Annotated in this window: 18 protein-coding genes; 8 read left to right on the forward strand and 10 right to left on the reverse strand. The window is 70.0% G+C overall.

Annotation, left to right across the window (positions count from 1 at the left end; genetic code table 11):
• The 3 genes from G3573_RS06265 to G3573_RS06270 form a co-directional block, all read right to left on the reverse strand.
• The coding region (locus tag G3573_RS06265) for a site-2 protease family protein (protein ID WP_205598101.1) at nucleotides 1-268 on the reverse strand (268 nt) is incomplete at its 3' end.
• A 121-nt stretch (nucleotides 269-389) separates the two neighbouring features.
• Nucleotides 390-518, reverse strand: coding sequence for a hypothetical protein (locus G3573_RS22410; protein ID WP_276208684.1), 129 nt, complete (start codon nucleotides 516-518; stop codon nucleotides 390-392).
• Between the two features lie 317 nt (nucleotides 519-835).
• Nucleotides 836-961, reverse strand: coding sequence for an entericidin A/B family lipoprotein (locus G3573_RS06270; protein ID WP_163260203.1), 126 nt, complete (start codon nucleotides 959-961; stop codon nucleotides 836-838).
• A 180-nt stretch (nucleotides 962-1141) separates the two neighbouring features.
• Between G3573_RS06270 and G3573_RS06275 the strand changes: the two genes are divergently transcribed.
• On the forward strand, nucleotides 1142-2944 hold the full coding sequence (locus G3573_RS06275; RefSeq protein ID WP_163260206.1) for a DUF885 family protein: 1803 nt from the start codon (nucleotides 1142-1144) through the stop codon (nucleotides 2942-2944).
• An 86-nt stretch (nucleotides 2945-3030) separates the two neighbouring features.
• A complete protein-coding gene (locus tag G3573_RS06280) occupies nucleotides 3031-3513 on the forward strand; it encodes a hypothetical protein (RefSeq protein ID WP_163260208.1) in 483 nt (160 codons plus the stop codon).
• A gap of 89 nt (nucleotides 3514-3602) precedes the next feature.
• Here the strand turns inward: G3573_RS06280 and groL are convergent, their stop codons facing one another.
• Both groL and groES read right to left on the reverse strand, forming a co-directional pair.
• Nucleotides 3603-5252, reverse strand: a complete 1650-nt coding sequence (gene groL / locus G3573_RS06285) for a chaperonin GroEL (protein WP_163260210.1) — start codon at nucleotides 5250-5252, stop codon at nucleotides 3603-3605.
• A gap of 123 nt (nucleotides 5253-5375) precedes the next feature.
• Nucleotides 5376-5687, reverse strand: a complete 312-nt coding sequence (groES, locus tag G3573_RS06290; RefSeq protein ID WP_163260212.1) for a co-chaperone GroES — start codon at nucleotides 5685-5687, stop codon at nucleotides 5376-5378.
• 197 nt (nucleotides 5688-5884) lie between these two features.
• On the opposite strand from groES, the gene G3573_RS06295 reads away from it, so the two are divergent.
• Complete coding sequence (locus G3573_RS06295) at nucleotides 5885-6286, forward strand: hypothetical protein (protein WP_163260214.1); 402 nt, start codon at nucleotides 5885-5887, stop codon at nucleotides 6284-6286.
• A gap of 15 nt (nucleotides 6287-6301) precedes the next feature.
• Here G3573_RS06295 and G3573_RS06300 read toward each other — a convergent pair whose 3' ends face one another.
• Nucleotides 6302-7912 (reverse strand): CHASE domain-containing protein, encoded by a 1611-nt coding sequence (locus G3573_RS06300; protein WP_163260216.1) that lies wholly within the window; start codon nucleotides 7910-7912, stop codon nucleotides 6302-6304.
• Between the two features lie 304 nt (nucleotides 7913-8216).
• Here G3573_RS06300 and G3573_RS06305 point away from each other — a divergent pair, with 304 nt between their 5' ends.
• On the forward strand, nucleotides 8217-8789 hold the full coding sequence (locus G3573_RS06305) for an alpha/beta hydrolase (protein WP_205598102.1): 573 nt from the start codon (nucleotides 8217-8219) through the stop codon (nucleotides 8787-8789).
• A 13-nt stretch (nucleotides 8790-8802) separates the two neighbouring features.
• Here the strand turns inward: G3573_RS06305 and G3573_RS06310 are convergent, their stop codons facing one another.
• Both G3573_RS06310 and G3573_RS06315 read right to left on the reverse strand, forming a co-directional pair.
• Entirely contained in the window at nucleotides 8803-10191 is a 1389-nt protein-coding gene (locus G3573_RS06310) for a coniferyl aldehyde dehydrogenase (protein ID WP_163260220.1), read from the reverse strand.
• Between the two features lie 16 nt (nucleotides 10192-10207).
• On the reverse strand, nucleotides 10208-10921 hold the full coding sequence (locus G3573_RS06315) for a TetR/AcrR family transcriptional regulator (protein ID WP_163260222.1): 714 nt from the start codon (nucleotides 10919-10921) through the stop codon (nucleotides 10208-10210).
• 153 nt (nucleotides 10922-11074) lie between these two features.
• On the opposite strand from G3573_RS06315, the gene G3573_RS06320 reads away from it, so the two are divergent.
• The 4 genes from G3573_RS06320 to G3573_RS06335 are packed head-to-tail and all read left to right on the forward strand — an operon-like array spanning nucleotide 11075 to nucleotide 16595.
• The gene (locus G3573_RS06320; RefSeq protein ID WP_163260224.1) at nucleotides 11075-13534 is read left to right on the forward strand and encodes a TonB-dependent receptor; all 2460 of its coding nucleotides are present in this window, start codon (nucleotides 11075-11077) and stop codon (nucleotides 13532-13534) included.
• Nucleotides 13535-13555: 21 nt separating this feature from the next.
• The gene (locus tag G3573_RS06325; protein WP_163260226.1) at nucleotides 13556-14821 is read left to right on the forward strand and encodes a parallel beta-helix domain-containing protein; all 1266 of its coding nucleotides are present in this window, start codon (nucleotides 13556-13558) and stop codon (nucleotides 14819-14821) included.
• Between the two features lie 17 nt (nucleotides 14822-14838).
• Nucleotides 14839-15993: an SO2930 family diheme c-type cytochrome gene (locus G3573_RS06330; RefSeq protein WP_163260227.1), complete on the forward strand. Its 1155-nt coding sequence runs from the start codon at nucleotides 14839-14841 to the stop codon at nucleotides 15991-15993.
• Nucleotides 15990-16595, forward strand: coding sequence for a GNAT family N-acetyltransferase (locus tag G3573_RS06335; protein WP_205598103.1), 606 nt, complete (start codon nucleotides 15990-15992; stop codon nucleotides 16593-16595). Before G3573_RS06330 ends, G3573_RS06335 begins: the two co-directional genes overlap by 4 nt.
• On the opposite strand, the gene G3573_RS06340 is transcribed toward G3573_RS06335, so the two are convergent.
• The gene (locus G3573_RS06340) at nucleotides 16592-17824 is read right to left on the reverse strand and encodes a class I SAM-dependent methyltransferase (RefSeq protein ID WP_163260229.1); all 1233 of its coding nucleotides are present in this window, start codon (nucleotides 17822-17824) and stop codon (nucleotides 16592-16594) included. The genes G3573_RS06335 and G3573_RS06340 overlap by 4 nt on opposite strands.
• Before the next feature lie 72 nt (nucleotides 17825-17896).
• Nucleotides 17897-19417, reverse strand: a complete 1521-nt coding sequence (locus G3573_RS06345; RefSeq protein ID WP_163260231.1) for an arylsulfatase — start codon at nucleotides 19415-19417, stop codon at nucleotides 17897-17899.
• Between the last annotated feature and the right edge of the window lie 119 nt (nucleotides 19418-19536).

A 19536-nucleotide genomic window follows, 5' to 3' on the forward strand; every position in this document is an offset into this window, starting at 1 on the left:
GCAGCATCGCCGCCGTGCGCCGGCGCGAAGGGTGCGTTCCCGGCTCGACGTGGGTCGCGCCGCCGCCCAGCAGCAGGGCGCGGCCGAACTCGAGGCGCAGGCCGAGCAGGCGCAGGCGCAGCCAGGGCGCGCCGGCGCCGACCACCACCTTGGTCACCGTCAGGCCGGCCAGCCGCGCCGCCAGGGCGTGGCCCAGTTCGTGAGCGAGGGTCGAGACCGGCGCGGACAGCAGGGCGCAGGCGAAGAAGGCCGCGGCTTGAGCGATCATCGCGGCCGCGCCGCTTTCCGACAGTAGCGTCAAATCTTGCCTGAGCCCGCGCCGACGTTCGCCTTAAGCTAGGGCGAGGCGGACGCGTTCGCGCTCGGGCAAATCGGCGCGGTCTCGCGCGCTAGGCGCAGACCGCCCGTTCCACCGTGCGGTAGCCGCTTTCAGTTCTGAAGGTTTCCAGCCGGGTGGTGCAGCGGTCGGACGCCGCCTTGAACCCGACCTGAAAGACGAGGACGGCCAGCACCGCCATGATGAGAGCCATAGCCGCATAGGCGAGTGGATTCGTCCCGAAATCCCCCCCCGCAGACACACGCGCGGTCGTCACTTGTCAGCCTCCCCAGTCCTGGCGCCCTCCGAAGAAGGCGTCTCCCCCAAGGCCGAGATTACTGTGCCAACTTTGCCGCACGTCAAGCGGAAATGTTAAGTTTGCGTTAACCTTTTGCGACGTCGCGCGTCAGGGGCGTCCCCCGAAACACCCTTGAAACCCTTATGAAAAAGGGCGGAGCCCGTCGGCTCCGCCCTTATTTCGCCTTGATTCCGGATGGCCGCGGCGTGCGCGCCCGCGACTCACTTGGCGGCGTCCTTCATGGCCTGACCGGCGGCCTCGAGGTCGCGGCCGACGCCCTGGACGGTGTTGCAGGCGGAGAGCAGCAGACCGGCGCCGACGACGGCGAGCAGCAGAACCTTGCGCATGGAAACGTCCCCTTCGCGTGGCCCGGGCGGGGCCGGGCGATGGCTCTATGCATAGGGCGGTCGCGAGCTTGGCGGCAAGGGCCGGCGGTGTCGCGGCCTGGTGAACGCAAGCGTAACCATGACCCGGGCGCCGGGGTCTGCTACGCGGAGCGCAGTTCAGCGAACCACGAAAGACAACGCATGCTCGATCGACGTCAGCTCCTGGTGTCCGCGTCCGCGGCCTCGGCCGCGTGCGCCCTGCCGGCCGCCTCCGCCTTCGCGCGGACCGACGCGCTCACGCAGATGCTCGACGACACCGTCGTGCGCGCCCTGAACGACTCGCCGCAGCTGATGACCCTGACGGGCCTGGACACCGGCGCGAACGCCGCCGCGCGCGGCCGCCTGGACGACCGCTCGCCGGTCGGGCTGGAGCGCAGCCGCGCCCTGTTCGCCGACCTGGCCAAGGGCCTGGCCCGCTACGACCCGAAGACGCTCACCGGGGCGGACTGGGTGAACCACCAGTCGGCCGCCTACCTGGCCGACACCACCCTGCAGAGCTTCAGCTTCCCGTTCGGCGACCCGAACGTCGGGGTGGCCTCGCCCTACATCGTCTCGCAGCTGTCGGGCGCCTACCGCAGCGTGCCGTCCTTCCTGGCCACCCAGCACCCGATCGGCTCGGCCGCCGACGCCGAGGCCTATCTGTCGCGCCTGTCGGCCTTCGCGGTCCTGCTGGACCAGGAGACCGCGCGGGTGAAGGCGGACTTCGCCAAGGGGGCCGTGCCGCCGGACTTCGTGCTGAAGACCACGCTGTCCCAGTTCGCGGCCATGACCGGGGGACCGGCCGCGCAGTCGGAGCTGGTCACGGCGCTCACCCGCCGCACGAGCGCCAAGCAGATCCCGGGCGACTGGGAGAAGCGCGCGGCGGCCATCGTCGAGAAGGAGGTCCACCCGGCGCTCAAACGCCAGGCCGACCTGCTGTCGTCCGCCCTGCCGCGCTCGACGTCCGACGCGGGCGTGTGGCGCCTGCCGGACGGGGAGGCCTACTACCGCTTCGCCGTGCGCACGGCGACGACCACCGACCTGTCGGGCGAGGAGATCCACCGGCTGGGGCTGGAGCTGGTCGCCGACCTGACCGCCAAGGCCGACGCCATCCTGCGCGCGCGCGGGCTGACCCAGGGGACGGTCGCTCAGCGGATCGCCGCCCTGCGTCGCGATCCGGCCCAGCTGTATTCGAACGACGACGCGGGCCGCGCCGCCCTGATCGCCGACCTCCAACGCATGACCGGCGCCATGCAGGCCAGGCTGCCGAAGTGGTTCGGCCAGCTGCCGAAGGCGTCGGTGGACGTCGCGCGCATGCCCGCCTCGATCGAGGCCGGCGCGTCGGGGGCGACCTACCAGCCGCCGAGCCTGGACGGCTCCCGCCCGGGCCTGTTCTCGATCAACCTGCGCAATCTGAGCGAATGGCCGCGCTTCGACCTGCCGACGCTGGTCTATCACGAGGCCATTCCGGGCCATCACCTGCAGAACGCCCTGATGATCGAGGCCGCCGGCCTGCCGATGCTGCGGCGCATGCCGCTGTTCTCGGGCTATTCCGAGGGCTGGGCGCTGTACGCCGAGCAGCTGGCCGACGAGATGGGCGTCTACGCCGACGATCCGCTGGGCCGGCTGGGCTACCACGCCTCCATGCTGTTCCGCGCGGCGCGCCTGGTCGTGGACTCCGGCATCCACCACAAGCGCTGGAGCCGCGCCCAGGCTGTCGCCTACATGTCCGAGACCCTGGGCGACGCCGAGACCTCCACCGCCCGCGAGGTCGAGCGCTACTGCGTGCAGCCCGGCCAGGCGTCCAGCTACATGCTGGGCTGGCGGGTCTGGACGGAGGCGCGCACGCGCGCCCAGGCGCGGCTGGGTTCGCGCTTCGACATCCGCACCTTCCACGACAAGGGGCTTCTGGCCGGCAGCATGCCGCTGGACGTGCTGGCGCGGGTGATCGACGACTGGGCGTAGGGCGCGACAGTCGATCCTCTGGGGGCGTCGCTCGACAAGCGCGGCGATTGCTCCCAGAAATCGACGTTCTTCTCGCCGGGGTGGCCATGGAATTGATTTCGCCCTTGCCGCGTGACGAGTGCGTCCGCCGGCTGGAGTCGGTCGTCGACCCTTCATTGCTACTGTTCGGGTCGAAGCCGCTTCGGGGAGGCGTGTCCGCCGGCGGGTTCCACGTCAGCAAGCGCACCTGGTACCGAAACGATTTCAAGACCTGGATGTCCGGCTCTTTCGAGAGCCACGGGGCTGGAACCCGTGTCCGCTGCCGTTTCGGCATGCATCCGCTCACCCTGGTGTTCTTCGCGATCTGGTTCGGCGCCGTGGGGCTGATGGGGTGGCCTCTGATTGCCGCCGGCGCCGGCGCCGCTATCGAAAATCCGAGCCTGATCTTCGAGCCGACGTTCTGGATCATGGCGATCCCGCTCGGGATGGTGGTGTTCGGCGCCGCCATTGTGGGGTTCGGCCGTCTGCTCGCGACCGGCGAGCAGGGCTATCTGGAAGCGATCGTCCGGCGGACGCTCGAAGCCGCCTAGCGGGGGGCTCGTCTAACGCAAAGAAAAACCCCCGGGCCTCGCGGCCCGGGGGTTCTTTGTTTCCAGCGATGGCCGGAGACGTGGACTGATTAGAAGTCCATGTCGCCCATGCCGCCGCCCATGCCGCCCGGCATGCCGCCGGCGGACGCGCCGCCCTTCTTCGGGGCGTCGGCCACGGCGGCTTCCGTGGTGATCAGCAGGCCGGCCACCGAAGCGGCGTCCTGCAGGGCGGTGCGAACCACCTTGGCCGGGTCGATCACGCCGGCCTGGACCAGGTCGACGTACTGCTCGGTCTGGGCGTTGAAGCCGAAGGTCGCCGAGTTGTTCTCGAGGATCTTGCCGACCACGATCGAGCCTTCCACGCCGGCGTTTTCCGAGATCTGACGGATCGGAGCCTGCAGGGCGCGGCGGACGATGGCGATGCCGGCGGTCTGGTCGTCGTTGTCGCCGGTCAGGGCGTCGAGCGACTTGGAGGCCTTCAGCAGGGCGACGCCGCCGCCCGGGACGATGCCTTCCTCAACCGCGGCGCGGGTGGCGTTCAGGGCGTCGTCGACGCGGTCCTTACGCTCCTTCACCTCGACTTCGGTGGCGCCGCCGACGCGGATCACCGCGACGCCGCCGGCCAGCTTGGCCAGACGCTCTTGCAGCTTCTCGCGGTCGTAGTCCGAGGTGGTGTCCTCGATCTGGCGCTTGATCTGGGCGATGCGGCCTTCGATGCCGCTACGCTCGCCGGCGCCGTCCACGACGGTGGTGTCTTCCTTGGTGATGGTGACCTTCTTGGCGCGGCCGAGCATGTCGAGGGTGACGTTCTCGAGCTTGATGCCCAGGTCTTCCGAGATCACCTGACCGCCGGTCAGGATGGCGATGTCTTCCAGCATGGCCTTGCGGCGGTCGCCGAAGCCCGGAGCCTTGACGGCGGCGACGCGCAGGCCGCCGCGCAGCTTGTTGACCACCAGGGTGGCCAGGGCTTCGCCTTCGATGTCCTCGGCGATGATCAGCAGCGGACGGCCCGACTGAACGACGGCTTCCAGCACCGGCAGCATGGCCTGCAGCGAGGAGAGCTTCTTCTCGTAGAGCAGGATCAGCGGCTCTTCGAGGACGGCCTCCATCTTGTCGGCGTTGGTGATGAAGTACGGCGACAGGTAGCCGCGGTCGAACTGCATGCCTTCGACGACTTCGAGTTCGGTCTCCAGCGACTTGGCCTCTTCGACCGTGATGACGCCTTCGTTGCCGACCTTTTCCATGGCGCGGGCGATCATGTCGCCGATCTCGCGCTCGCCGTTGGCCGAGATGGTGCCGACCTGGGCGATCTCGTCGTTGGTGGTGACCTTCTTGGCCTTCGCCTTGATGTCGGCGACCACGGCCTGGACGGCCTTGTCGACGCCGCGCTTCAGGTCCATCGGGTTCATGCCGGCGGCGACCGACTTCATGCCTTCGACCACGATGGCCTGGGCCAGCACGGTGGCGGTGGTGGTGCCGTCACCCGCGGTGTCGTTGGTCTTCGACGCCACTTCGCGGATCATCTGGGCGCCCATGTTCTCGAAGCGGTCTTCGAGTTCGATCTCCTTGGCGACCGAGACGCCGTCCTTGGTCGAGCGCGGGGCGCCGAAGGACTTTTCGAGCACGACGTTGCGGCCCTTCGGGCCGAGCGTGACCTTCACCGCGTTGGCGAGGATGTTGACCCCGCGCAGCATTTTTTCGCGCGCGTCGGTCGAGAATTGGACTTGCTTGGCGGCCATTTGCAGCAGCTCTTTCCAGTCAGATGTTTCGATTGCGAAGGCCGACGTCCGCCGCGGGGGGCCGGACGAGGCCTTCGTAGATGATCGCGGGCGGCCTCAGCCTTGCGGCGAGGCCAGTCCGGATCAGGCGGCCTTGGCGGCGGCGTCGCGATCGACCACGCCCAGGATGTCGGACTCCTTCATGATCAGGAGGTCCTTGCCGTCGATACGCACTTCCGTGCCCGACCACTTGCCGAACAGGATGCGGTCGCCGGCCTTCACGTCCAGCTCGACGCGCTTGCCGGCTTCGTCGCGGGCGCCCGGGCCGACGGCCAGGACTTCGCCTTCCTGCGGCTTTTCCTTCGCGGTGTCGGGGATGATGATCCCGCCCTTGGTCTTCTCTTCCTCTTCCACGCGCTTCACGAGCACGCGGTCGCCGAGCGGACGAAACTTCATCTGCCTCATCTCCGTATGGATCAAAGTCCCCCAGAGGCGCCCGCGATTAGCAGTCGCGTCCCCTGAGTGCTAACGCGCCGGGGACGTAAGGAGGCGGCCAAAACGAGTCAAGGGCGGCCGAGCCGGAAACAGCCGGGCTTTTTTCCGGGGCCGCGCCCAGCCTATATGGGAGTTAGCTTTTCCGAGGGGAGCCTAAAGTGTCGGGTCTGGAGATCGCGCTCGTGCTGGGCGGGCTGGCGGCGTTCGCCGGCGCGGCCGTGGGCATGTTGGCGCTGGGCGGCTGGGACGCCGCCGACCTCGGCTTCTCGCCGCCGTCCGGCCAGCGGCTGACGATCGGCGCTTATCTGTTGGCCTCGCACGCGGTGACCGCGGCGACGCTGTGGCAGGCTCCCAAGATCGGATCCTGCCTGGCGGCTTCGCTGGGAGCGGGCTGGCTGGGGGCCGCGGCCGCCGGTCTGATCGCGCTGGCGGCGGCGCCCGCCAATCCCGCCAAACGGGCGCGCGCGGCGGCCTTCCGGGTGGCGATGGGCCTGGCCCTGCTGGCCCCGCTGTGGGCCTACGTGCAGCTGATCCGGGCGGCGACGGCCGGGATCATCTGACCCTCAGCCTGATCCTCAGCCCTGCCGCTTGGGCGTGAAGACCAGGCTGACCCGCAGGCCGCCGTCCGGTCCCGCGCCGACCTCCAGGTCGGCCGAGAGATCGGCGGCCATGGCCCGCACCACCTTCATGCCCAGCCCGGAGCCGGCCGGCTTGGCGCCGGGGGCCATGCCCACGCCGTCGTCCTCGACGCAGACCTCCAGGCGCGGCCCGTGCGGTTCGAGCCGGACCCGGATCTCGCCGGGCCGGCCGTCGGGATAGGCGTACTTCGCGGCGTTGGTGACCAGCTCAGCCACCGCCACGCCGACGCCCACCGCCATGTCGGCGTCGACCAGCACTTCGCGCTCGCCGCGGAACTGCAGGCGCGGGCCCGCCCCCTCCAGCGACTCGGCCAGCTCGACCACCAGGTGCTGGAGGTAGGCCTTCAGATCGACGTGCCCGGCCCCGTCGTCGCCGTAGAGGCGCTGGTGCACCCGCCCGACGGCCAGGATGCGGGCGCGGGTGTCCTGCAGGGCGGCGCGCGCGCCGGGGTCCTTCACCGCCTCGGCCTGCAGGGCGACCAGCGAGCTGACCAGCTGCAGGCTGTTGGCCACCCGGTGATTGACCTCGCGCAGCAGGAACTCCGCCTTGCTCTTGGCGCGCAGCGCCTCCGTCTCGGCGGCCTGGGCGCGGGCCAGGCCGTTGGCCTGGGCGCGGGCGGCGGCGGCCGAGGTGGCGGTCAGGGCGAAGCCGGCCAGCAGGATCGGCAGGGCGGTGCGCCACCAGGGCGGGGCGGGGAAGCCCTCGTTGGCGCGCAGCTGCATGACCCAGGTGCGCCCGGCCACGTCGAGGCGGCGCTCGACGCGGAAACGGCTGGGCCGGCGGCTCTCGACCGTCGGCGAGGAGAACAGCAGGCCCGCTTCGCCGCCGGCCGCGTCGAAAACCTCGACGTCGACCTGGTCGAGCAGGCCGGTGCCCGCGAACACCTGGCGGAACAGGTCGTGCGCGCGGAACGGGGAATAGACCCAGCCGATCAGGTCGGCGCGGCGGTCGGCCACCGTCTCCGGCGTGCTGCCGCGTATGTAGACCGGCGTGTAGATCAGGAAGCCCGGCTGCTTTTCGTGGTCGAGTTCCTGCACCAGCACGACCCGGCCCGAGGCGGCCGGCACGCCCAGGTCGCGGGCGCGATCCATCGCCTCGCGCCGGATCGGCTCCGACATCATGTCGAAGCCCAGGGCCGCGCGGTTGCGGCGGTCCTTCGGCAGCAGATAGATGATCGCGCTTTCGGGGGCGGGGCCCGGCCAGGGGGTCACGCCGGCCGGCAGGGCGGACAGCATGCGCCCCGGGTGGCGCGGCGCGCGCCGGTCGATGCGCGCGGTGTAGCCCAGCCCCTGAACGCCGGGATAGCGGCGCTCCAGCTCGAGCTGGGCGGCGTAGCGCGCGAACTCGGCTTCGGTCACCTCGTCGCTGGCCGAGAACAGGCCCGAGGCGCCGTTCAGCAGGGCGACGTAGGTGTCCAGCCGGTTCTGGGTGTTCAGCACGGTCTGGTCGGCGAGGCGGGCGAAGCGCTCGTGGGTGCGCTGCTCGACCAGGTTCTGCGACCAGGCGGCGATGACGAGCGTCAGCATCGCGCCGACGATCGCGACCACGTCGGGCCTCACCACCAATCGCCGCAGGGTCCCCGCCGCTTTCAGCACATCCTCCCGAGCTCGCCGAGGCGAATAAGCGACGCGCATCTACAGCAGTTGCCGATGATCGGGAAAAACGGCGCTCTGTCGAGGGCGGGCGCCCCTCGGCGCGTCGTCCAGGCGATTTTTCCGCCCTGATTTTTGCGGACCTGCGGCGCCCTCGCGCCTGTCCTGAAAGGACAAGCTCGTGTCGCGCTTTGCGAAGCGGGCCGGGACGGGCCTGCTAGCTTCGGCGCCGATGGCGAAGACGAGGAGAGCCGCGCTGATGGAGACCACCGTCCTGATCGTTCCGGGGCTGCGCGACCACGTGGCCGAGCACTGGCAGACCCTGCTGGCCGCGGAGCTTCCGCGCGTGCGCACCGTGCCGCCGCTGGAGCACGACCGGCTGAGCTGCGCGGCCAGGGTCGAGGCGCTGGACCAGGCGCTGTCGCAGATCGAGGGGCCGGTGGTCCTGGTCGCCCACAGCGCCGGCGTGATGATGGTGGCGCACTGGGCGCAGCGCGGCCGGCGCGCCATCAAGGGCGCGCTGCTGGCCGCTCCGGCCGACGTCGAGACGCCGTTCCCGGCCCCCTATCCGACCACGGAGGAACTGCGCGCCCACGGCTGGCTGCCGATCCCGCGCGCGCGCCTGCCGTTCCCGAGCATCCTCGCCGCCAGCGAGAACGATCCGCTGGCCGGTTTCGACCGGGCGGCCGGGCTGGCGCGCGACTGGGGCAGCCGGCTGGTGAACATCGGCGCGGCCGGCCACCTGAACCCGGCGTCGGGCTTCGGGCCGTGGCCGCAGGCGAAGGCCTTCATCGACGAGCTCGACCGGGAGCTCGCCGACCAGGCCGGCTGAACCGGCGGGGCGCTTACTTGCGCCCGCCGGCGTGGCCGGTGATCAGCCAGAGCAGGAAGGGCTGCGTGCCGCCGAACGGCGGGTGGAACAGCTCGATCGGGAACAGCCGGTGCTGGTCGTAGACCGACCGCGCGTGGGACAGCTCCCGGAAGCCTTCGGCGCCGTGATAGTTGCCCATGCCCGACGTGCCGGTCCCGCCGAACGGCAGGTCGTGCTGGGCCACCTGCCAGCCCCAGTCGTTGAAGGCGACGCCGCCCGAGTGGGTGCGCTTCAGCAGGGTGTCGCGCTCGGCCGCGTCGTAGCCGAAGTAATAGAGCGCCAGCGGGCGGGTGCCGGCGTTGACGCGCGCCACCACGGCCTCGAACGCGGTGTAGGTGAACACCGGCAGGATGGGGCCGAAGATCTCTTCCTGGGCCAGGCGCATGTCGTCGGTGACGCCGAGCACGACCTGCAGGGCCATGCGCCGCCCGTCGACCGCCGTCGCGGAGGTCAGGACCCGGGCGCCCTTGGCGCGGGCGTCCTCGACCAGGGCCTGCTGGCGCTCGAAGGCGCCGGGGTGGATCAGGGCGGTGGTGCCGCCGCTGGCGAACTTGTCGAACGCCTTCAGCGCCTGCTCGGCGAAGGCCTCGGCCTGCTCCTCCGGGACCAGGGCGTAGTCGGGGGCCACGCAGACCTGGCCGGCGTTGGCGGTCTTGCCGTGCGCGATGCGGCGGGCGGCGACGGCGATGTCGGCGGTGCGCGAGACGATGGCCGGCGACTTGCCGCCCAGCTCAAGCGTGACCGGCGTCAGGTTGCCGGCGGCGGCGCGCATGACGTGGCGGCCGATCTCCGGCGAACCGGTGAAGATCATGTGGTCGAACGGCAGGGCGGAGAACGCGCGGGCGACGTCGGGGCCGCCCTCGACGACGCAGACTTCGTCCTCGCCGAAGCACTCGGCCAGCAGGGTCTTCAGCGCCGTGGACACCGCCGGCGCGTACTCCGAGGTCTTGAGCATGACGCGGTTGCCGGCCGCCAGCGCGGTCGCGATCGGGCCCAGCGCCAGATAGATCGGGAAGTTCCAGGGCGAGATGACGCCGACCACGCCCTTGGGCTGGTAGGTGACGTAGGCGCGGTTGCCGAAGAACAGCCGGTCCACCTTGCGGCGCGACGGCTTCATCCAGCGCTTCAGCCCGCCCAGCAGGTGGTCGATGTGGCTGAACAGCGGCACCACGTCGAGCATCAGCGTCTCGTGCGGCGCGCGGCAGCTGAAGTCGGCGTCGGCGGCCTGGGCCAGAGCGTCGGCGTGCTTGCGGACCGTCAGGCGCAGGCGCTTCAGCGCGTCGCGACGTTCGGCGTAGGTCGGGTAGGGGCGGGCCAGGAAGGCCTCGCGCTGGCGGGCGAGCAGGTCGGCGGGCTGGGACATGGTACGCCTCGTCGGATCAGGATTTCTTGCGCTTGCGCGTCGGGGGAGGGGCCGGCGCCGGGGCGCCCGCCTCGGTCAGGAAGGCCGCCAGCCGGCCGCCGGCGATCAGTTTCCACTCGCGGATCACCGCCTGCCGCTGCGGCCCGGCCGGCGTGCGCCACACCAGAAGCTGCATGCCTCCGGCGACGGCCATGGTGGCGGTGGTGTAGGCGTCGATCGCCTCGGGCGCGACGTGGGGCAGGGCCTGGCGCAGGATCTGGCCGAGGTCGGCGGCGATCTGCGCGTCCGAGCGCGCGGCGGTCTCCGCATAGGCGGCGGTGTGGCGCAGCTCCAGGATCAGGTCGATGGCCCCGGGCTCGGCCTCGTAGCGGGCCAGGGCCGCGTCGATCATGTCGGCGACCAGCTGCATAGGGTCGGAGCCGACGTCGAAGCCCTGGGCGACGCCCAGCGCGACGTCGTCGACGCTGAACATGGCGCGCTCCACCAGGGCGGCGGCGACGGCGTCCATGTTGGCGAAGTACTGGTAGATCGAACTGACCGGCAGCTCGGCGGCCTCGGCCACCATCGCGCCCGACACGTTGGCGCGGCCGTGCCGGATGATCAGCGCCGCCGCCGTGTCGAGGATTTTCTCGACGCGCGCCTTCGACCGCTGCTGGCGCGGGCGGGCGCGGACTCCGGCGGACTCCTCCTCAACGGTCGGCGCGATCTTCAGCGACGGGGGTGGCGGCATGTCCTCAGCGATGCATCGCAAGCGTCGCTATTGACAAGGCCCAAACGGCGCTTACCGTCCGAAATCTGAAAAAATTCACGTTTGGGCGGCTGGTCCGGGTCTCGGACGGCCGGACCAGACCGAACGTTTCGGGGGGAACGTCACATGATTTCAATGACTAAGCGCGTCCGTGCGCTCCGCAAGCATGCGCTCGTCTCGGCGACCGCGCTGGCGACTCTGTGGCCCGCCCTGGCCTTCGCGCAGACCGCGCCCGCCCAGGACGACTCCGCCCAGCTGGAAGAAATCGTCGTCACCGCCCAGAAGCGCGAGCAGCGCCTCCAGGACGTGCCGATCACGGTCAACGCCTTCAACGCCGAGGCCATCGAGGCCCTGGGCGCCCAGCACATGGGCGACCTGCAGGCCTTCACGCCGGGCCTGTCGGTCGGCGACGACTCGGTCACCCAGCCCCGGTTCGCGATCCGCGGCATCGCCACCGACGACTTCGGCATCGGCACCGAGCCGTCGGCCGCGGTGTTCATCGACGGCGTCTACTCGGCCCGCACCGGCGGCGCCCTGATCTTCTTCGACGACCTGGAGCGGGTCGAAGTTCTGAAGGGCCCGCAGGGCACCCTGTTCGGCCGCAACGCCGCCGCCGGCGCCATCTCGATCACCACCCGCAAGCCGTCCTCCGAGTTCGAAGGCGACCTGCAGGCCCGCATCGGTAACTACGGCAAGACCCAGCTGACCGGCATGATCAACGTGCCGCTGGGCGACACCGTCGCCCTGCGCGTCAACGGCCTCTACAACAAGCGCGACGGCTGGCTGAAGGACGCGGCCACCGGCGAGGACCTGGACCGCGAAGGCAACTGGTCCGGCCGCGCCGCCCTGCGCTGGCAGCCGACCGGCGACACCGACATCCAGCTGAGCTGGGACCACGACGACACCGACCAGGACGCGCCGGTGGCGGTCGGCATCGGGCCGTACGCCATCAACGGCGGCGACCCGTTCGGCCCGTTCGCCAACGACGTGATCAGCTCGCACGAGACCCGCGTGCTGGACGGCCTGACCCTGAACGCCAGCCACGACTTCGGCCCGGCGACCCTGACCAGCATCACCGCCTGGAAGCAGTTCGAGACCGCCAACCGCGAGGACGAGGACGGCACCAACGATCCGGCCCGCTACTTCGACACCGAGAACGTCGAAGAAAACGAGAGCTTCTCGCAGGAGCTGCGCCTGAACGGGGCCACCGACCGCCTCACCTGGATGGCCGGGGTCAGCTACTTCAAGGAGGAGGCCCGCCAGCAGAGCGTCACCACCGCCCTGACCGACTCCATCGAAAACGTGATGGGCGTGCCGATCTACTCCCTGCTCGAAATGGCGGGCCTGCCGGTGCTCGGCACCACCTGGACCGAGACCTTCAACGACTGGGGTGAGAACGAGTCCTGGGCCGCCTACGGCGACCTGACCTGGGCGGCGACCGACCGGCTGAACCTGACGGTCGGCCTTCGCTACACCAAGGACGAGCGGACCTTCTCCTGGCTGAACGAGGCGCACGACGCGCCGGGCCTGGCCGGCGCGCAGGCGCCGGGCGCGCTCTACAACTTCCTGGTCGACAACTACGTCTCGCCCATGATCGGGGCGCCGCTCCCGCCGCTGTTCGACGACGCGACGATCTACAGCGCGGACACCTTCTACCAAACCCTCGCCAACCTGGTGTTCGGCCTCGGCCCGACGGGCGACATCGTCTTCAACGAAGGCGCCCGGGAAGGCGTGAAGTTCACCCGCAAGGCCAGCTTCGAGGACGTCAGCCCGCGCTTCGTCGTCGACTACAAGGTCACGCCGGACCTGATGGTGTTCGGCTCGATCGCGCGCGGCTACAAGGCTGGGGGCTTCAACAGCCTGGCGATCGACTCCTACTTCGAGCCGGAATCCGTCTGGAACTACGAGGGCGGCTTCAAGTCCGAGTGGCTGGATCACCGCCTGCGGGTCAACGCGTCGGCCTATTACTTCAAGTATCAGAACCGCCAGCAGATCTCGCTCGTCTCGGACCCCAGCGAGCCGGTTCCGAAATATGAGACCCTGACCGGCGACAGCGAGGCCTGGGGCGCCGACCTGGAGGTCCTCTGGAAGGTGACGCCGAACCTGACCCTCTCGGAGTCGGCCGGCTACATCGACTCCACCTGGGTCGACCGTACGGAATTCCCGTCCGGCGGTCCGCTCGCCGGCGTCGACATCTCCGGCCAACCGACCGGCGAACCGTCCTGGAAGCTGGCCACCGGCGTCCATTACGAGCGCGACCTCGGCGGCAACGGCGGGATCTTCTTTGACGGCAGCTACAGCTACACCTCCGCCCCGCGCATGAACGAGGCGGGCCGCATCGGACGGGCGGACCTCGCCGGTCTGGTCGACTTCTCCAAGCTCGGCTCGCTCGACGACGCCCGCCACCTGGTCAACGCCCGCATCGGCTGGAACTCGCCCGACCAGACCTACAGCGTCTCGCTGTGGGCGGAGAACCTGCTCGACGAGCGCACCGTCAGCTCGCTCGGCACCATCTCCGCCTCCGCGCTCCAGACCCCCTTCGTCCGCCTCGACCAGCCGCGGTTCTGGGGCGTGCAACTCGGCGTCCACTTCTGAGCCCCGAAAGACTGAAAGCTCATGACCGTTCGTAAGTACGCGCTTTCCGCCTGCGCCGTGTCGGCGCTCCTGGCCCTGGCCGCCTGCGATCAGGCGCCCAAGGCCGGGGCTGACGGCCTGATCCGTGATCCGGCCTTCGAGACCAAGCTCCAGGAGCAGCTGCTGGACGCCAAGGCCGGCGACGTGATCACCATCCCGGCCGGCAAGTACCTGCTGACCAAGACGCTCAGCCTCGCCGTCGACGGCGTGACCATCCGTGGCGCGGGCATGGACAAGACCGTGCTCTCCTTCGCCGGCCAGGTCTCCGGCGGCGAAGGCGTCAACGTCACCGGCAACGGCGTCACCGTCGAGGACATCGGCATCGAGGACGCCGGCGGCAACGGCTTCAAGGCCAACGGCGTGAAGGACCTGACCCTGCGTCGCGTCCGCGCCGAATGGACCGCCGGGCCGAACCCGAAGAACGGCGCCTACGGCCTGTACCCGGTGCAGACCCAGAACCTGCTGATCGAAGACTGCGTGGTGAAGGGCGCCTCGGACGCCGGCATCTATGTCGGCCAGTCGCGCAACATCATCGTGCGCAACAACCGCGCCGAGTACAACGTGGCCGGCATCGAGATCGAGAACTCGATCGGCGCCGACGTGTATGGCAACACCGCCACCAACAACACCGGCGGCATCCTGGTCTTCAACATGCCGAACATCCCGGTCTCGGGCGTCGGCACGCGCGTCTACAAGAACACGGTCTTCGCCAACAACACCAAGAACTTCGCCGCCGAAGGCGCGGCGGTGCGCTCGGTGCCGGCCGGTTCGGGCGTTCTGATCAACTCCAACGACGGCGTCGAGGTGTTCGACAACGACATCCACGACAACAAGACGCTGAACGTCGGCATCTCCAGCTACTACTCGACCGGCTACCAGACCAAGACCGGCATCGCGCCGAATTTCGATCCGTACCCGGAGCAGATCTACATCGGCGGAAACCGCTTCAAGGGCGGCGGCGACTCCCCCGACGGTCAGCTGGCCGTGCTGAAGCTGGCCATGTTCGGCCTGAAGGGCCGTCTCCCCGACGTGCTGTGGGACGGCTGGCGCAACGCCAAGGTCAAGTCGCCTGAGATCTGCGTCGACAACGGCGAGGCCCAGGTCCTGAACATCGACGGGCCGAACAAGTACGCCAACCCGAAGATCGAGACCTCCTTCGCCTGCCAGCCCAAGACCCGCCTGCCGGCGGTGGTGCTGACCGGCGCGCTGGCGGACAAGCCGGCTGAAAAGCCGGCGACGACGAACTGACGACGGCCAGAGTTCCCATGTTCAAGCGTATCGTCGCCCTCGGCCTCGCGGCCGCCCTGCTCGCGGCCTGCAGCCGTGCGCCCGACCACGTCGTGTTCCACGCCAAGGACAACCCCGCTCGCCTCAGCGAGTGGGGGCTGTTCAAGGTCGGGGGCAAGACCCTGGCGACCACCGACCGGGTGGTCGTCTACGACCTGGCCACGCCGCTGTTCAGCGACTACGCCCAGAAGCTGCGCACGGTCTGGCTGCCCGAGGGGGCGACGGCCACCTACGACGAGACCAACACCTTCGACTTCCCGGTCGGCACGGTGATCTCGAAGACCTTCTACTATCCGACCTCGGGGACCGACCGGCCGGGCGACAGCAAGGTGGTCGACAAGACCACCGCGCAGACCCGCCAGTCGGGCGCCAAGGGCCTCGACCTGAAGAACGTGCGCCTGGTCGAGACGCGCATCCTGGTCCGCCGTGAGAACGGCTGGGAGGCGCTGCCCTACGTGTGGAACGCCGACCAGACCGACGCCGTGCTGGCGCGGGCCGGCGAGTCGATCGCGATGACCTTCGCCGACGGGGCCAGGAAGACCGACTTCGTCTACCAGGTCCCCAACGTGAACCAGTGCGGCGGCTGTCACGTGCAGGACTTCAAGACCCGCAAGTTCGAGCCGATCGGCCTGAAGGCGCGTCACCTGAACCACAGCTTCGACGGCCCGCAGGGGGAGATGAACCAGCTCACCCGGCTGCAGATCGTGAACTACCTGAAGGGCGCGCCCGCGCCGGACCGGGCCCCGCGCAACGCGGTCTGGAACGACACGCGCGAGCCGCTCGAGGCGCGCGCACGGGCCTACCTCGACGCCAACTGCAGCCACTGCCACAGCGCCACGGGGGCTGCCCGCACCACCGGCTTGTGGCTTCGCGCCGGCGAACTGGACCCGCGCCAGCTGGGCGCCTGCAAGCCGCCGGTGGCGGCGGGCAAGGGCACCGGCGGGCACACCTTCGACATCGTCCCGGGCGACCCGGACGCCTCGATCATGCCGTTCCGCCTGGCTTCGCGTAACGCCGGCGAGATGATGCCCGAGGCTGGCCGCAGCCTGGTCCACGGCGAGGGCCTGGCCCTGATCCGCGAGTGGATCGCCAACATGGACGGCGTCTGTCAGGTCACGGGCGAAAGCCTGTGACCCTGACGGTCCGGCCGGCCGGACCGGAGGACGCGGCCGCGGCCGCGCCGCTGGTCTACATGTCCGGCCCGGCCGCTTTCGACTACGTGTTCGCGCCCGGGCGGCGGCGGGCGGAGGACTTCCTCCGCCACGCCTTCGCCGACGGCGCGGGCGAGTTCGGCTGGCGCACCCACGTGGTGGTCGAGAAAGACGGCGAGATCGTCGCCGCCGGAGCCGGCTACGACGGCGCCGCGCCGCTGGGCTACATGCTGGCCGCCGCTGGCCAGATCCTCGGCTGCTACGGCCCGCTCACGGGCGCGGGCGTCATCCGCCGCGGCCTGCGGGTCGAGCAGGTGATCCCGCCGCCGACCAAGGACATGCTCTACGTCGCCCACCTGGGCGTCCGGCCCGAGCTGCGTGGCGGCGGGGTGGGCCGGCGCATGGTCGAGCACCTGCTGGAGGCGGGCGCCGCCCGGGGCTACCGCCGCGCCGTCCTGGACGTCTCGGCCGCCAACCCGCGGGCGCAGGCCCTGTACGAGCGGATGGGCTTCGCCGTGACGCGGGAGCGCCGTTCGCCCATCGCCGCGGTGCCGGACCACCGGCGGATGGAGCGTGGGCTCTAGGCGGGCGAACGCCCGCGCGACGTGTCGAACACGACCTGATCGTAATTCCAGAGCTGCTCGAAGAAGTCCCGGGCGGCGTCGCGTTGCGCGCCGCGCGCGATCTCCGTGATCGTCCGGCGCCCGTCGACGGCGGCCAGCAGCCGCGCCTGGTCCGCGCCGATCGGCAGGTAGAGGTCGGTGTAGGTGTGCGTCCGGTTGATCAGGACGGCTGCGGCGCCCGGCGGCAGGTTTTCGCGCACGGCGATGGTGTCGGGGACCCGCACCGGTACGTAGTCGCCCCACGCGTCCCCGCCGAAGTCGACGGCGCTGGGCTGGTCGTCGCGCCAGGCCACGACGGTATGGCGGGCCATGGTCCCGCGGAACAGCTCCATGGCGGCGTACTGCTCCTCGGTCGGCAGCCGCGCGAGCCTTGAGGCGTGCGGGGTCGCGGCCGGCGCCCCGCACTGGGCCAGGTAGGGCGCCTGGCGCTGCCAGCGGCCGAAGCTCAGGTCGGCGGCGGCCAGGGCGTCAAGCAGCTGCGGCACGGAATAGGCGCGGTCGTTGGGATTGAGCAGGGCGTCGGCCAGGCCCTCGCGGGTCAGCAGGTCCTTCGACTTGCGCAGCAGGGGCGCCAGCGGGTGGTCCGGCGGCAGGGCCTTGAGGCTGACGATCAGGTCGAGGATGTCGGCGGCGCCGGGCTCGACGCCCAGACGCCGGCAATAGTCCTGGATCAGGTAGACGCCGGCCCGCCCATAGGGGGCGTAGACCATCAGCTGCAGGGCGCCCTGCGCCGCCAGCACGGCGCTGAGCGCCCGCAGGCCGGCGTCGGGATCGGGCAGGTGGTGCAGCACCCCGGTGCAGATGATGTGGTCGAAGCTTTCGCCCAGTTCGCCCGCGCGTTCGAGCGCCAGCTCGTGGAGCTGAAGGTTGTCCAGTTCGTACCGACGTTTCAGCGCCTCCGAGGCGGCGAGGCTGGCGGTGCTGACGTCGACCCCGGTCACCCGGGCGCGCGGCCAGCGCAGGGCGATCTTCGCCGCCTGACTGGTGCCGCAGCCCGCCACCAGGACGCTGAAGTCGTCGCGATAGGGCTGGTCCGGCCAGAGCAGGTGGAAGTGCGCGCGCCGGCGGCCCTCGTCCCACTTGCGGGCGTAGCCGTCCAGGTCGTCCACGGCCGGCGGGTAGGGGTGGGCCTCGTAGAAGGCGCCCACCCGCGCGGCGACGGCGGCGAGCGCCGCTTCGCTCTCGGTCATGCTGGATGCAACCCGCCCATGCGCGGGGAAGGTCCCGCGCATGGGCGGCCGCACGGGGCCAGGGGACGCTCCCTAGGCCTTCGCGGGTGCGGGCGTCGCCAGCTGGGCCATCACGTCGTCGAGGTTGAACGACGCCGCCTTCTGCCGGGGCGGGAACTGCACGTAGCTCTGGATCTCCTGGGCCACGACGTCCTGCATCAGGTACATCTGCGGAATGTGGTCGACCATCCAGTCGAAGTAGGTGTTGGAGTTGTAGTCGGCGCGCTCGAAGGGATCGCGACGAATGTTGACGATGTGCGGCACCCGCAGCTTCACGAACGGTTCGGCCCAGACCTGCAGCTGGTGGGCGCGCTGGACGGCCAGGTTGAACTTGTAGTCGTCGACCCGCAGGGCCATGACGTCGCCGTCGTCACTGATATAGAAGATGACGTGTCTCGGGCTCTCCTTGGCCTGGCCGGTCAGGTAGGGGAGCTGGTTGAAGCCGTCGAGGTGGACCTTGAACGGCTTGCCGTCCAGCGTCGCGCCCTTGAGCAGCCGGTCGGCGACGGTTTCGTCGCCGGCCGCCGCCAGCAGGGTGGGGAACATGTCGATGTGCGACATGATCCCGTTCAGCACCGTTCCGGGCTTGATCTTGCCGGGCCAGCGGAAGTGCGCGGCCACGCGCCAGCCGCCCTCCCAGTTGGTGTCCTTCTGCATGCGGTAGGGGGTGTTGGCCGCGTCCGGCCAGGTGTCGTTCTCGGGCCCGTTGTCGGTCGAGTACATGACGATGGTGTTGTCGGCGATGCCCAGCTCGTCGAGCTTGTCGAGCATCATGCCGATCTGCTCGTCGTGGACCACCATGCGGTCGCTGTAGGGGTCCTGGCCGCTCTTGCCGAGGTTCTTCTCGGCCACATGCGTGCGGAAGTGCATGGCGGTGGAGTTGTACCAGAGGAAGAACGGCTGGTCGGCCTTGGCCTGCTCCTCCATCCACGCCAGCGCGCGCGCGGTGATCTCCTCGTCGACCGTCTCCATCCGCTTCTTGGTCAGCGGCCCGGTGTCCTTCACCGTCTGCTTGCCGACCCGGCCCCAGCGGGGATCGGTGGTTGGATCGTCCTTGTCGGTGGCCTTGCAGTCCAGCACGCCGCGCGGGCCGAACTTCTCCTTGAACTTCGGGTCCTTCGGATAGTCGGGCAGTTCCGGCTCTTCCTCGGCGTTCAGGTGGTAGAGGTTGCCGAAGAACACGTCGAAGCCGTGCACGGTCGGAAGGTATTCGTTGCGGTCGCCCAGGTGGTTCTTGCCGAACTGGCCGGTGGCGTAGCCCAGCTCCTTCAGCGCCTCGGCGATGGTCGGATCTTCCTTCTGCAGGCCCACCGTGGCGCCGGGCATGCCGACCTTGGTCAGGCCGGTGCGGATCGGGTTCTGGCCGCAGATGAAGCTGGCCCGCCCGGCCGTGCAGCTCTGCTGGGCGTAGTAGTCGGTGCACATCGCCCCTTCTTCGGCGATGCGGTCGATGTTGGGGGTGCGGTAGCCCATCGCGCCACGGCTGTTGTGGCTGATGTTCCAGAACCCGATGTCGTCGCCCCAGAGGATGAGGATGTTGGGCTTTTTCGCCATGGTGCGCGCTCCCGGCCATGACGCCCTGGCCAGGCGTCTTCGCGCGCCATTCCGAACCTGTCGGCGCGGGGCGGCCATCGGCAAAAGCTGGTAGGCCGCCGCTGGAATGACCTTACGTC

Source organism: Caulobacter sp. 17J65-9 (assembly GCF_010975005.1).
In the GTDB taxonomy this organism is placed as follows: domain Bacteria; phylum Pseudomonadota; class Alphaproteobacteria; order Caulobacterales; family Caulobacteraceae; genus 17J80-11.